This window comes from Bacillus sp. MMSF_3328 (assembly GCF_030733525.1).
Lineage (GTDB): Bacteria > Bacillota > Bacilli > Bacillales > Cytobacillaceae > Bacillus_AB > Bacillus_AB infantis.
On record NZ_JASHIV010000012.1, the window covers coordinates 45,848 to 58,326 of the forward strand.

At 45.2% G+C, this 12,479-nt stretch carries 11 protein-coding genes and 1 pseudogene; 7 read left to right on the forward strand and 5 right to left on the reverse strand.

Features of this window, described 5'->3' with window-relative positions; all coding sequences use genetic code 11:
• Positions 1–218 precede the first annotated feature (218 nt).
• Together RBB45_RS26365 and RBB45_RS26370 are read right to left on the reverse strand one after the other, a co-directional pair.
• The gene (locus RBB45_RS26365) at positions 219–1,166 is read right to left on the reverse strand and encodes a methyl-accepting chemotaxis protein (RefSeq protein ID WP_371931617.1); all 948 of its coding nucleotides are present in this window, start codon (positions 1,164–1,166) and stop codon (positions 219–221) included.
• Positions 1,158–1,925: pseudogene (locus RBB45_RS26370) on the reverse strand (HAMP domain-containing protein); the annotation flags it as partial. The pseudogene RBB45_RS26370 and the gene RBB45_RS26365, both read right to left, overlap by 9 nt.
• A 378-nt stretch (positions 1,926–2,303) precedes the next feature.
• Here RBB45_RS26370 and RBB45_RS17860 point away from each other — a divergent pair.
• Positions 2,304–3,344 (forward strand): acyltransferase family protein, encoded by a 1,041-nt coding sequence (locus RBB45_RS17860; protein ID WP_022543642.1) that lies wholly within the window; start codon positions 2,304–2,306, stop codon positions 3,342–3,344.
• Positions 3,345–3,526: 182 nt separating this feature from the next.
• Positions 3,527–5,287, forward strand: a complete 1,761-nt coding sequence (locus RBB45_RS17865) for a B12-binding domain-containing radical SAM protein (protein ID WP_129611849.1) — start codon at positions 3,527–3,529, stop codon at positions 5,285–5,287.
• Positions 5,288–5,540: 253 nt separating this feature from the next.
• Here the strand turns inward: RBB45_RS17865 and RBB45_RS17870 are convergent, their stop codons facing one another.
• Together RBB45_RS17870 and RBB45_RS17875 are read right to left on the reverse strand one after the other, a co-directional pair.
• The gene (locus RBB45_RS17870; RefSeq protein WP_009794248.1) at positions 5,541–5,687 is read right to left on the reverse strand and encodes a hypothetical protein; all 147 of its coding nucleotides are present in this window, start codon (positions 5,685–5,687) and stop codon (positions 5,541–5,543) included.
• On the reverse strand, positions 5,687–5,848 hold the full coding sequence (locus RBB45_RS17875) for a hypothetical protein (protein ID WP_022543641.1): 162 nt from the start codon (positions 5,846–5,848) through the stop codon (positions 5,687–5,689). The genes RBB45_RS17870 and RBB45_RS17875 overlap by 1 nt, the downstream gene beginning before the upstream one ends.
• A 189-nt stretch (positions 5,849–6,037) precedes the next feature.
• Here RBB45_RS17875 and RBB45_RS17880 point away from each other — a divergent pair, with 189 nt between their 5' ends.
• Positions 6,038–6,373, forward strand: coding sequence for a DUF3905 domain-containing protein (locus tag RBB45_RS17880; RefSeq protein WP_009794246.1), 336 nt, complete (start codon positions 6,038–6,040; stop codon positions 6,371–6,373).
• 285 nt (positions 6,374–6,658) lie between these two features.
• Here the strand turns inward: RBB45_RS17880 and RBB45_RS17885 are convergent, their stop codons facing one another.
• Positions 6,659–8,014 carry a TrkH family potassium uptake protein gene (locus tag RBB45_RS17885; protein WP_009794245.1) on the reverse strand — a complete coding sequence of 452 codons (1,356 nt, stop codon included), beginning with the start codon at positions 8,012–8,014 and terminating at the stop codon, positions 6,659–6,661.
• Between the two features lie 153 nt (positions 8,015–8,167).
• Here RBB45_RS17885 and RBB45_RS17890 point away from each other — a divergent pair, with 153 nt between their 5' ends.
• The 4 genes from RBB45_RS17890 (at position 8,168) to RBB45_RS17905 (ending at position 12,449) form a co-directional block, all read left to right on the forward strand.
• On the forward strand, positions 8,168–9,286 hold the full coding sequence (locus RBB45_RS17890; protein WP_009794244.1) for a CdaR family transcriptional regulator: 1,119 nt from the start codon (positions 8,168–8,170) through the stop codon (positions 9,284–9,286).
• Positions 9,287–9,396: 110 nt separating this feature from the next.
• Entirely contained in the window at positions 9,397–10,809 is a 1,413-nt protein-coding gene (gene glcD / locus RBB45_RS17895) for a glycolate oxidase subunit GlcD (RefSeq protein ID WP_306010046.1), read from the forward strand.
• Positions 10,806–12,158, forward strand: coding sequence for a (Fe-S)-binding protein (locus RBB45_RS17900; protein ID WP_009794242.1), 1,353 nt, complete (start codon positions 10,806–10,808; stop codon positions 12,156–12,158). The genes glcD and RBB45_RS17900 overlap by 4 nt, the downstream gene beginning before the upstream one ends.
• A gap of 90 nt (positions 12,159–12,248) precedes the next feature.
• Positions 12,249–12,449, forward strand: coding sequence for an alpha/beta-type small acid-soluble spore protein (locus RBB45_RS17905; protein ID WP_009794241.1), 201 nt, complete (start codon positions 12,249–12,251; stop codon positions 12,447–12,449).
• Positions 12,450–12,479: the final 30 nt, after the last annotated feature.

The window sequence follows — 12,479 nt, forward strand, 5'->3', positions numbered from 1 at the left end:
CTATCTTATACCTTTCCAACTGTGCTGGAAAATTCTATCGGCTTTTATGGCTTGTATACTATAACACTTACATTTTATTACTGTTGGGGTTAAAAAAAAACAATTTTTAGACAATTGCCAGCAATTTTTTCCCTTTTCTGTTGAGACGAAACAGCTTAGACTCTATGAAAAACAGGCTGCGGCAAAAATGAGTTTTGCCTGCAGCCTGTTTTGTTCATTTATAGCCTGAATTTAGAAATCATCTCGTTCAGCTGATCTGCGAGCTCGGACAATGACTGGGCATTATCAGAAATTTCCTCCATCGAATGATTTGTCTGGCTGATGGAGGCACTTGTCTGTTCAATCCCTGCTGCAGATTCCTCGGAAACGGATGCAATATTTTCAATTGAGTCATTCATTACCGCAGAACTGCTTGAAATTTGTTCGAGGCTCCTGGAAATTTCATTGATGTTTTCAGACATCCTGTTGACAGACTGATAGATATTTTGGAATGTCTGGCCTGTATGCTCAATCTGGCCGGTCCCCTCTTCTACCTGCTCATATCCATGCTTAAGGGAAAGGACGACGTCATTGGATTCTGCCTGAATCCCTTTAACAATCCTGGTAATGTCTGACACAGAGAAAGATACCTGTTCAGCCAGTTTCCTTACCTCATCCGCCACCACGGCAAAGCCTCGACCATGCTCACCAGCCCTTGCAGCTTCAATGGCAGCATTAAGGGCAAGCAGATTGGTTTGGTTTGCTATATCATGGATAACCTGCACAAGCTTAGAGATTTGCTTAGTCTGCTCATCCAGTCCCTGCACCTTTTGTACAGAAGATTTCATGATCTCGTTGATGCGCAGCATCTGCTGCTGTGATTCTTTCATAAGCTCATCGCCATTTTTCGTCATATTCAGAACTTCGCCTGAATCTTTCCTGATGGCAGCGCCGCTCTTATTGGCATACTCAACTTTACCCAGATAATCTTCCATCATTTCAGCAAGGCTTGTTGCAGAATTGGCCTGCTCTTCTGCTCCACCTGAAAGCTCCTGCATGGTGGATGCTGCCTGCTGGCTTGCCGATCTGACTTCATTCGCCGAGATATTCAACTCCCCGCTTCTGTCAGTCACATAAGTGGACACGGCTGAAATCTCCTGTATCATAGCCTGAAGCTTTTCTTTCATGGAGTTAGAGGCACGGCTCAGCTCTGCGAGTTCATCCTCCCCTTCCATTTCCACCGATTCTACATTAAGATTTCCTGCTGCAACCTCATTCGATAAGGTGACAATCTGGCTCAGCTTGCCCGAGATCAGTCGCCCGATAAGGAGGATGCTCGCCACTCCCAGAACAGAAGAAACAACGACGGAGACAGCCAATACAATCATCGTCAGAATGGTTCCGGCTTTGGCTGATGCAACAGCACTTTTTTGGTCTTCCTTGAGAATGCTTCGCAGCTCGTCCAACTGGCCGACTGTTTCTGTGATAATATTATCCACCTGTAATTTGCCCAGGCGGTAGCCCCTGACATTCTGAAGCTTTACTTCAGGGATGATGACATCATTGAAAATCTTTGTTATCTGCTTGTCATTTTGATCAATCCGCTTATAGAGGCTTTTTGTCTCCTCATTCCTGAGTGAAGGCTGCACCTGTTTTTTGAGCTTGTCCATGCTTTCTTCAAGATCTTTGAAACTATTGAGGTGTTTAGGATTGGAATCAATGATGAAATTTCCGATAGTGCTTCCTTTATTATTGAACAGGGCTGCGATTTCTGTTGTCTGGATCGTCTTATCCCCTGTTTCTTCAACTGTATTCATCTTTACATTAACCATCGTCAGCAATACAAACGTAATGATGGTTGAAACGGCAAAAAGACCAATAGTAATGAATAGAGCCGCTCCATATTTCTGTCCCAGCTTAAGCTTTCTCCAGAACTTAGTATTCATCAGCTTTGCAGCCAAGGCGGGCCATTTCCTGCCTCTTTCCTTTTTTATCTTCGGCTTTTTGGCTTTAGCCTTTTTAACCCTTGCCTTTTTTTCCCCTTTCACATCTATTCCCCCTATTTCTTCTTCGCTGAACCAAACTATTGTCCTAATAAGCAGAAATAAAACTATGTAACTTTTAGACTATTAACATTCATTATAATATATAGATTTTTGATTTTGAAGAAATACTTTCCAAAGTTTCAGAAAAAACCGGCAGATTCCGTTTTAGAATTTACTGGTATGCCATCCTCTAATTAACACGGCACAACTGTTTAGCTGCATGTTAGGCTGGGTATTATAGATAAAAGTTTTATGGGGGTCTTTAATCAAGGAGGAGTTATGAAACAGCGAGACTATTACTTTGACAACGCCAAGTTCATTTTGATCTTTTTTGTTGTCTTTGGGCATTTGCTACGTTCCTTTATTGAAGATAATGAAACAATCTACACCCTGTACAAGGTCATCTATACCTTCCATATGCCGGCTTTCATTCTGGTTTCAGGATTTTTTGCAAGAGGGATATGGAAACAGGGATATGTGAAGAAAATTGCCAAAAAGCTGATTCTGCCTTATTTAATTTTCCAGGCAATTTATTCTGTGTTCTATTATTATCTTTATAACAAATCAACAATCTCTCTCGATCCTTTTACGCCGCACTGGTCACTATGGTTTCTGCTGAGCTTGTTCTGCTGGAATATCATGCTGCTTTTGTTCGCAAAATTCAAGCCTGCTTATTCCATCGGAGCTGCTATATTGATTGGGCTGCTGATCGGCTATGCTGACACGGTATCCAATTATTTAAGCTTATCCAGGACGTTTGTGTTCTTCCCGCTTTTCCTGATCGGATACTTTTTACGGAAAGAACAGCTATATATGCTATTCAGGCCAAAATTCAGGTTTGCTGCATTAGGCATCTTTGCAATCGTGTTCATCGGCTTCTATTTTTATCCGGATATCAATTATAAATGGCTTCTTGGATCAAAGCCATACGCTGAAATGGGCGCAGCTTCTTTTAAAGCATTGCTGACCAGGCTGTCCTTTTACATTCTCAGCCTCATCATGGTGTTTTCGTTCCTGGCTTTCGTACCAAGAAAAAAATATTTCTTTACGAATCTCGGCAAGAACACTTTATATGTCTATCTTCTGCATGGGTTCTTTGTGAGAATTTTCCGGGAGAGCGTGGTTCAGGATTACTTCCATGAGCCCGAGAATTTCCTGCTTTTAGCAGGGATATCCCTGATCCTTACGCTTATCCTTTCAAGCAGGATTGCAACTTCTTTTGCCCAGCCGCTTATAGAGCTTAACACCTCCAGGCTGAAGCAGCTTCAGCTGCGGGGAAAAACATGGCTGGAGTTTTATAGGAGAAAACTGTTAAGCTGATTGAATGCCCGCCGGACGGCGGGCTTTTTACTTTGGGCAGCCCGGGGATCGGGAATCCCAGGGCTGGAAAAAAGAAGATTGCCTAAGCGGGTCAGATGATTTACAGCTACTTTTTTTGTCAACAATAACGTATAATAATAAGTTGTTCTGAACTGCACTACTCTTAAAGGAGTTCTACTATTATGAATATCGTTTGCACCACATTGAACGCTAAATATATCCATACCAATATTGCCATCAGGTATTTAAAATCTTACGCCGAGCCTGAGTATGACATTCAGCTGGCAGAGTACACCATTAAGGATCCTGTCATGAATATCGTGACCGATCTGATTAGAAAAAAACCGGATATTATCGGATTCAGCTGTTATATATGGAATATTGAAGAAACAATCAAGGTCATTAATATCATCAAAAAAATCGATCCTGCCATCCAGATTATTGCCGGAGGCCCTGAGGTTTCCTACGATGTGCCGGAATGGATGGAAAAGGTAGAAGCATTTGACTATATCGTCATCGGTGAAGGAGAAGAAACGTTTAAGCAGCTTCTTGCAGAGCTTGATGGTGATAAAAAAATGGAAAATGTCCATGGTATTGCCTACAGGGAAAATGGCCAGGTAAAGTTCAACCCGCAGCGAAATAAGCTGAATTTGCGCGAACTTCCATCCCCTTTCCGATTTGAAGAAGACAAAGCGCATCTTTCCAAACGCGTCACTTATATAGAAACGAGCAGAGGCTGCCCTTTCTCCTGCCAGTTCTGCCTTTCCTCCATTGAAGTTGGCGTCCGTTATTTTGACAGAGAGAAAATTAAGGAAGATATCAGATATTTAATGGATAATGGAGCTAAAACGATTAAGTTTGTGGACCGTACCTTCAATATCAGCAGAAGCTATGCGCTGGAGATGTTCCGTTTTCTGATTGATGAGCATCGGCCGGGGACTGTCTTTCAATTTGAGATCACTGCTGATATCATGAGGCCGGAAGTCATTGATTTTCTCAACAAGGAAGCCCCTCCTGGACTATTCCGTTTTGAGATCGGCGTCCAGTCGACAAATGATGCAACAAATGAATTGGTCATGAGAAAACAGAACTTTGCCAAATTGACAAGGACGGTTACAATGGTCAAAGACGGCGGAAAAATCGATCAGCATCTTGATTTGATTGCGGGTCTGCCTGAGGAAGATTATGATTCGTTTAAGAAGACCTTTAACGATGTGTTCGCCATGAGGCCAGAAGAGCTTCAGCTTGGTTTCCTGAAAATGCTGCGCGGAACAGGCCTGAGGCTGAGTGCAGAAAAGCACGGATACACTTATATGGATCATTCGCCATATGAAATCCTCGGCAATAATGTACTGCCATTTGAAGATATTATCAGGATCAAACAGGTTGAAGATGTTTTGGAAAAATACTGGAATGACCATCGCATGGACCATACTATTGAGTATTTGACTACCCGTTCGTTCCCGACCCCTTTTGACTTTTTCCAGGAGTTTGGAGGTTATTGGGAAGAGATGGGCTGGTCCAGGATCGGTCATCAGCTCGAAGATCTATTCCGCAGGCTGCAGCAATTCCTCGAATATAAGCAGCTGGAAGATCTAAGGGTCATTGAAGGCCTTATGAAATTGGACTATCTTGCAAACCAGAAGTATAAGCCTAGAAAACCATGGTGGGAAGCCGGCTATGAAAAGAGCGATCGATCCGCTCTCTATCAGGAAATTGCAAGGAACCCAGCTTCATTGGGCAGCCAATTTGAAAATCTGCGCCTGAGCGAGAAGGACCTTCACAAACATACTCTTCTTGACCAGGTTGAATTTGATATCAGCGCGTATCTGGAAACGGGAGAAATTATACGGGAAGCTTCCAGTATCATCGCCTTTTTCGATGCTTCAAATGAACAGACACAAATTTTTTCTTGCACCAAAAATACACTTAAACCAGCTTAATTTCTGAAAAAAAGCCTGAAACTGCTGCAGTTTCAGGCTTTTTTGTTCAGAATGACCGTTTCAAGCCGTGTGCTGTGCTCAGAGCCGGCTGAATTTAGGTTTTGTAACTGGCGCGGATATATTATTTACCAATTGAAGCCTTTATTTGTTTAAAGATAAAGTTTTTTTAGTCATTTCCCAGATATTTTAATCATTTCCTGATTTTTTCCACCAAATCCTCAAAACCGGTCCAAATCGGCCGCACGGTCATCTCTTATTTACTGTTTCTTTCCTTCTGGTTCTTCTCCCTGAAGGCATCTGGATGTTCGTAGAATTTGCTTGCGTTCATGTCCCCAAATTCCAGGCCGAACTCAACATTGGAGGTCTCCTGCTTCAAGTCACCCTCAGGTTTCCTTTTCATCAGCCCCTCCCCTTTCTTCCCTGCTTGGAATTCCGGTTGGCTCCTTTAGCAGTCTCTTCCCCATGTGTAAACTCTGCGGAGAATTCTGATTCTGCAACATTTTTCTTCGGCGTTTTAGAATATTTTTCTACCGCATCATGTTCAGCTTTTCGCTTCGCCATATTGATTCCTCCTAAGTCATTGTTTCTCCTATATTTTCTTCGTTCCACCCCGAAAGAATTCTTTCTTGCTCTTTCCTTTATTTGCAGGTCCTGCTTCTTTATAAAATAGAAGCCAGCTTGAAAAAATAATACTTGTCCAGCTCTGTAGCCTAACCTCTTCGCATTAAAGAAAGGATGTGCACATAACAGATGAAAAAAGGGAAGCAGATTGGCATTGATGGCACACTGCCCCACCAAATATCCGCTCCCAGCTTAAAAGGGACGCATCTGAAGCTGGAAGAGCCATTCAAAAACTCTTTTGGGGTTACAATCGGCGACAGCTTCTACGCTTCAGAAAACTCCCCGCTGGAACAATGGACCGATGAAACCGACCCTGCTGTCATGTCAGGGGAACAATGGATCCACCCGACAAACGACATCGGCTGGAATACAGACGAAAACAGAGAACTCCTCGAAAAAAAACAAAAACCCCAAAGCTCCCCCTTCATGCACCCTGAAAAAGACGTGAGCAGGGGAACGGATTAAATGAAGTGCGGAAGCGGCTTGCCCAGAGCCGACAAGCATAAGACGCTTCAGGATAGAAGGCGTTCTTTGCCTTCAATCCTGAAGTGGCTTATGACTCGAGGGCTAGCGCCTGGAGCTGGACAAATCGAAGTGCGGAAGCGGCTTGCCCACTAAGGAACGCAGACTAAAAACCACGTACTGCGGCAACGTCTGCATAACCCACATCCCGTGGCTTATGATGACTCGAGGCCCGGGTTTTGGGGCTTTTGCCCAGATAAAAAAGCATATAACCATGGTTATATGCTTTTACCCAATGATGACTCTTTCCTTTGGATAATGATAGATTGACTTCTTTTCTTTTCCTCCAATGATGAATAAGAAGGAAGTCAGCCCAATTCTTCCAATGAACATCAGTATGATGATCACGCACTTCCCGACCGCTGACAGATCGGGGGTTATCCCCATCGACAATCCTGTCGTTCCGAAGGCCGAACACACTTCAAAAATAATAGCTGTCACGCTATGGGCCTCAGTCAGACTGAGCACAATAACTGCAAAGAAACACATGCCGACAGCTAAAATGGTGATGACCAGGGATTTTAATACATCATCCTGATGGACTTCCCTTTTAAATACTTTAATATCCCTGTTCCCATGGGCAAACTGATAAAGAAAGAGGACATTCAGGGCGAAAGTCGTGGTCCTGATCCCTCCACCGACCGAGCTTGGGGAAGCTCCGATGAACATTAGCCCGCTCAGAAGCAGCTGGGTAGACTCCGCAAAATCATTGACATTCAAAGTCGAAAGGCCTCCGCTCCTGGTTGTGGCAGATTGGAAGAAAGCATAAAAGAACGTTTTATGCCAGCTCATTCCGCTGAAGTAATGCCTTCCTTCCAGGAGGAGGATTAGAACCGTCCCAACCACCAGCAGCACGGCAAAGGTGGCGCTCGTCAGCTTTGTGAATAAGGAAAAGCGGAAGTTTTTATAATCTCTCCGGTCAAAAAGGTAATGCTTTACTTCTATCAGAACAGGAAAGCCGATTGCCCCAAGTGTGATCAGGATTATATGTATAAGCTGTACAAAATAATCATCCGCATAAGGGATCAAGGAAGCACCGGTAATATCAAAGCCTCCGTTTGTCGTAGCACTGACCGAAGCGAACAGGCCGTGCAGCATGGCTTCCTGGAATGTATCATAATAACTGAGGAAGTGCACACCCAGTATAAGTGCCCCCGCCGCTTCTATAATCAGGATCAGCTTCAGGATTTCCCTGATCAAATTGACCAGGCCCGACAGGTTCGACTGGTTATGGTCGACCATGATGAGCCGCCTTCCCCTTAAACCGATTTTCTTGCCTAGCAAGATCCAGAAAAAAGTACCCAGCGTCATGATGCCGATTCCCCCGAATTGCAGGACGAACATCAGCATAAAGACCCCGAAGGTACTGTATGTTTCAGATATATTTATAACTGAAAGCCCCGTTACACTAACGGCACTGACAGCCGTGAAGGCCGAATCGAGCCAGGAAACCTCAACACCGGGCTGATGGACTGCAGGAATGCGCAGCAGCAGCACCGAAATGGTGACAGCAAGCAAATAGTAGCCGGTGATAACCTGGGCAGGGGATAATTTATCCAGCCTTTCTTTTATTTCATCCCACATTATGATCTTTCCCTCCTAAATTGCCTATCCCCTATCATAAAGAAAAACAGAAGGGTTTAAAAGGATTATGAGGCTATTAGCGTGATTTTTTTTATTTTTATATAATTAAGTATAAAGATAATAATTATATCAACAAAATCAGGAGGCTCGATCATGCTTTTGCCAGCACTTGCCGAAAAGATCCTTCGCGAGGTCCGGGGGGTCTTGAAAGAAGAAATCATCGTGGTCAATACAGATGGAATCATCGTTTCAAGCACATCTCCAGATAGAGTTGGAGCCTTCCATGAAGGAGCACTCCAGTCTGTTAAAAAACGGGATAAAAGAATCATCACAGCAGATGATGAAAAAAAGCTGAAAGGCGTCAAAGCCGGGATCAATCTTCCTGTTTTCTTTCAAAAAGAAGTTGCCGCAGTGATTGGGATCACAGGCGACCCGGAAAAGGTAGCTCCTTACGGTGAAATTATCAGAAAAATGACAGAGCTTTTAATCAGCGAAAATTTCTACAGCGAACAGATTGACTGGCAGTCAAGGGCCCTTGAAGGCTTTGTCTTTGATTGGCTCCAGGAGCGGGGGCACGGCAGTTCTTTTATAGACAGGGCGCTTATGCTTAAGGTCGATACCAGGCTTGACCGGCTGGTGTTTATAGCAGAATTCCTCGAACCTGAAAAGATTCCTTCAAGGGAAATCTGGCAAAGGCTCCTATCCTGGCCAGAAAAAAACAGTAATGACCTTTTCATACGCTGGGGTCATGATCGAATTGTTGCGCTCTTCGCACATCATTCAGAAGAGCACATCCAAAGGCTTGAGGACAGAGTATCCAGGTATTACAGCTATCTCGACAGAAGTTCCGGTTCTCCGCTTTCTGGAGGGGCTGGGCAGCCGGCCGCTTCCTCTGCACTCTCCCGTTCCTTCAGGCAGGCGGAACGGGCTGTGAAGGCTGCAAAGAAAGCCAGGGGCCTGAGATTTGATAAAAATCTTACCTTGGAGATGCTGATGGATGAAATCAAGCCTGAAACCAAATTGGATTATATTAAAAGGACCATCGGACCCCTGCAGCAGCACCCCGACGTACTTGCAACACTGAAAGAGCTGTTCAGGCAGAACCATTCATTGAAAAAGACTGCTGAAAGCATGCATATACATATCAATACACTTCACTATCGCCTTAGGAAGATTGAGGATCTGACTGGGCTGGGCACGGGAAATGCACAGCAGCTGTTCATCCTTTATATGGCATGCCTGCTATTGGATGAACATACAAATGATCACTAATTAAGCGGATAATATTCGTATTAATATCTATAGAAATTCTAAATATCCTTCCATATAATGAAGCTAAAAGTACTGCCGGCAGAAGCCGGCTGCAACTGGAGGCTCCTGTTATGATACCGAAAGCTGCTAAAGAGAAATTGACAGCGATTGCAGGCATAGACCAATATGATGACTCTAATGCGGTGCGCCTGGTTTATTCCTATGATGCCACCCCGAATTTTCAATCCCTCCCTGATGCGGTCATTAGCCCGCGAAATACAGGCGAAGTATCTGAAATTGTAAAAGTATGCAGCGAGTATTCCATTCCCATCGTCCCAAGAGGCTCGGGCACAAATTTGTGCGCCGGCACAAGCCCGACCGAGGGCGGGCTTGTTATTCTGTTCAAGCATATGAACAGAATTCTTGACCTTGATGAAGAGAATCTCGCCATTACTGTTCAGCCCGGGCTTGTCACACTTGACTTGATACGCGAAGCAGAAGCAAAAGGACTTTTTTATCCTCCTGATCCAAGTTCCATGAAAATATCTACAATCGGAGGAAATATAAATGAAAACTCCGGCGGATTGCGAGGCCTTAAATATGGTGTGACCAGAGATTATGTCATGGGCCTTGAAGTGGTCCTGGCCAATGGGGATGTCATCAGGACGGGAGGCAAGCTCGCAAAGGATGTGGCGGGCTATGACTTCACCCGTCTTTTCACAGGCTCTGAGGGTACACTTGGGATTATAACCGAAGCGACTTTGAAGCTGATCCCGATGCCGGAAACTAAAAAGACGATGCTTGCCCTTTACCAGGACCTTGAAGCAGCCGCGAAGACGGTTTCAAAAATCATAGCCAATAAAATCATCCCTGCAACATTAGAATTCCTTGATCAGCCGACACTCGAAGTTGTGGAAGAGTTCGCACAGATCGGACTGCCTACAGATGTCAAAGCAGTTTTGCTGATTGAGCAGGATGGACCTCGTGAAGTTGTCGAGCGTGACATGGCAAAGATGGAGAACATTTGCCGGGAAGAGAGTGCTGTTTCTGTCCAGGTGGCCAAGACGGCCTCCGAGGCAGAGGCGCTGACGGCTGCGAGAAGAGCCGCCCTTTCAGCCCTTGCAAGGCTCAAGCCCACCACCATTCTTGAAGATGCTACGGTCCCCCGCTCTGAAATTGCCAATATGGTAAGGAGCATCAATGAGATTGCCAGTAAATATGACCTGAAAATCTGTACTTTCGGCCATGCCGGAGATGGAAATCTCCATCCTACCTGTCCGACGGATGCAAGAAATAAAGAAGAGATGGAAAGGGTGGAAAATGCTTTTGCCGAGATTTTTGCAAAAGCCATCGAGCTTGGAGGAACTATAACAGGCGAGCATGGCGTGGGAGTCATGAAAGCCCCTTATCTTGAACTTAAATTGGGAAGCGAAGGCATTGCTGCCATGCAGGCCGTCAAAGCAGCCCTTGATCCGAAGAATATCATGAACCCGGGGAAAATATTTGCCAAAGACAGCAGGAAACGTGTGGTGGTATCTAAATGAGTACAGCAATTGAACGGCAAAAGATCCAAAGTGAGTTCAGCAGCAGGATGGATGAGGATGAAATGCTGAACTGCATGCGATGTGGTTTCTGCCTCCCCTCCTGCCCCACTTACATCACTTCAGGCTTTAAGGAGGAGCATTCTCCAAGAGGCCGAATCGCACTGATGAAAGCTGTAGCGGACGGGCTGATCGAGCCGGACAGCGATGTAGAGCGATCCCTGGATTTATGTCTGGGCTGCAGGGCATGTGAGCCAGTTTGTCCCTCAGGTGTTAATTATGGGCACCTTCTCGAGGAAGCAAGGGATATTATCAGCCAGAATAAAAAGTACTCACTCCCTGTCAAGGCGATCAGGAAGACTGTTTTCCATGGGCTGTTCCCGCATCAGGAAAGAATGACGGCAGCGGCCGGCCTCCTATCCGTGTATCAGCGGACCGGCCTGCAAACCGCTGTTAGGAAAATCGGTTTTATGAAGCTCTTCCCTGACAGTCTTGCAGCAATGGAAAAAGTACTCCCTGCTGTCCCTTCCTACAAGGATATGAAGAAGCGTCCCGAAAAGCTGCCAGCTCATGGGAAGCCAGTGAAAAAGGCAGCATTTTTCTCCGGCTGCCTGATGGACACCATTTTCATGGGGACAAATGACGCGACCATGAAGCTGCTGCAGATGGCCGGCTGTGAAATCGTCATACCCAAGTCACAGGCCTGCTGCGGGGCCCTTCATGGACACAGCGGGGAAAAAGAAAAAGCCAGGGAGCTGGCAAAACGGAACATCGCTGCCTTTGAGGAGACGGGAGCAGATTATATCATAACCAATGCAGGCGGCTGCGGAGCTTTCCTTGTAGATTACGATCATCTCCTGAAAGATGAACCGGAATGGAAAATCCGCGCTGAGAGCTTTACAAATAAGATCAAGGACATTTCCCAGATCCTATTTGAATTGGATTTCCATAAAAACCATAAGTTGACCCTTCCCCATCAGATTCTTACGTACCAGGATTCCTGCCACCTCCGCAATGTGATGAAAACGGCGGCTGCACCGCGCATGCTCCTGGGCTCTATCACCGGGGCAGAGTACCGGGAAATGAAAGATGCGGACAGGTGCTGCGGCTCAGCGGGAATTTATAATATTGTTGAATCGGAAATGTCCATGCAGATTCTTGATTACAAAATGAACCAGGCCAGAACAACAGAAGCGGCAGTCATTGTCACTTCAAATCCTGGCTGCCTTCTTCAGATGAAGCTTGGGATTGAGCGTGAAGGGGCGGCAGGCCATGTCAAGGCAGTCCATATTGCAGACCTGCTTTTAGAAGCAGCAGAATATGCCGCAGCCGGGGCACAGACAGCAAGATAACATTACCAAACATGAAAAAACTCCACAGCTCCATACTACTGATACAGGGCCTTAAGCTCTGCATCAATATGGAAGGAGCTGAAACTCAATATGGCAAGAAGCAGCAATAAACTGCTCGTTCCCGGCATTGAGCAGTATCTTGATCAAGTCAAATACGAAATTGCTCAGGAATTTGGCGTTAATCTGGGTTCAGATACAGTTTCCCGCTCAAACGGTTCTGTTGGCGGAGAGATTACAAAGCGCCTTGTACAACAAGCCCAATCCCAGCTTGCTGGACGGAACGAACAATAATAATAAAATATAAATGGCAAAAAATCCGGC

Bases quoted from the DNA above. Each gene is read 5' to 3' on its own strand.
- RBB45_RS17880 (WP_009794246.1), top strand. From the start codon at position 6,038: ATGAAAAAAGGGAAGCAGATTGGCATTGATGGCACACTGCCCCACCAA.
- RBB45_RS17900 (WP_009794242.1), top strand. From the start codon at position 10,806: ATGAGTACAGCAATTGAACGGCAAAAGATCCAAAGTGAGTTCAGCAGC.
- RBB45_RS17885 (WP_009794245.1), bottom strand. From the start codon at position 8,014: ATGTGGGATGAAATAAAAGAAAGGCTGGATAAATTATCCCCTGCCCAG.
- RBB45_RS26365 (WP_371931617.1), bottom strand. From the start codon at position 1,166: ATGAAAGAAAAGCTTCAGGCTATGATACAGGAGATTTCAGCCGTGTCC.
- RBB45_RS17865 (WP_129611849.1), top strand. From the start codon at position 3,527: ATGAATATCGTTTGCACCACATTGAACGCTAAATATATCCATACCAAT.
- RBB45_RS17905 (WP_009794241.1), top strand. From the start codon at position 12,249: ATGGCAAGAAGCAGCAATAAACTGCTCGTTCCCGGCATTGAGCAGTAT.
- RBB45_RS17860 (WP_022543642.1), top strand. From the start codon at position 2,304: ATGAAACAGCGAGACTATTACTTTGACAACGCCAAGTTCATTTTGATC.
- RBB45_RS17890 (WP_009794244.1), top strand. From the start codon at position 8,168: ATGCTTTTGCCAGCACTTGCCGAAAAGATCCTTCGCGAGGTCCGGGGG.
- glcD (WP_306010046.1), top strand. From the start codon at position 9,397: ATGATACCGAAAGCTGCTAAAGAGAAATTGACAGCGATTGCAGGCATA.
- RBB45_RS17875 (WP_022543641.1), bottom strand. From the start codon at position 5,848: ATGGCGAAGCGAAAAGCTGAACATGATGCGGTAGAAAAATATTCTAAA.
- RBB45_RS17870 (WP_009794248.1), bottom strand. From the start codon at position 5,687: ATGAAAAGGAAACCTGAGGGTGACTTGAAGCAGGAGACCTCCAATGTT.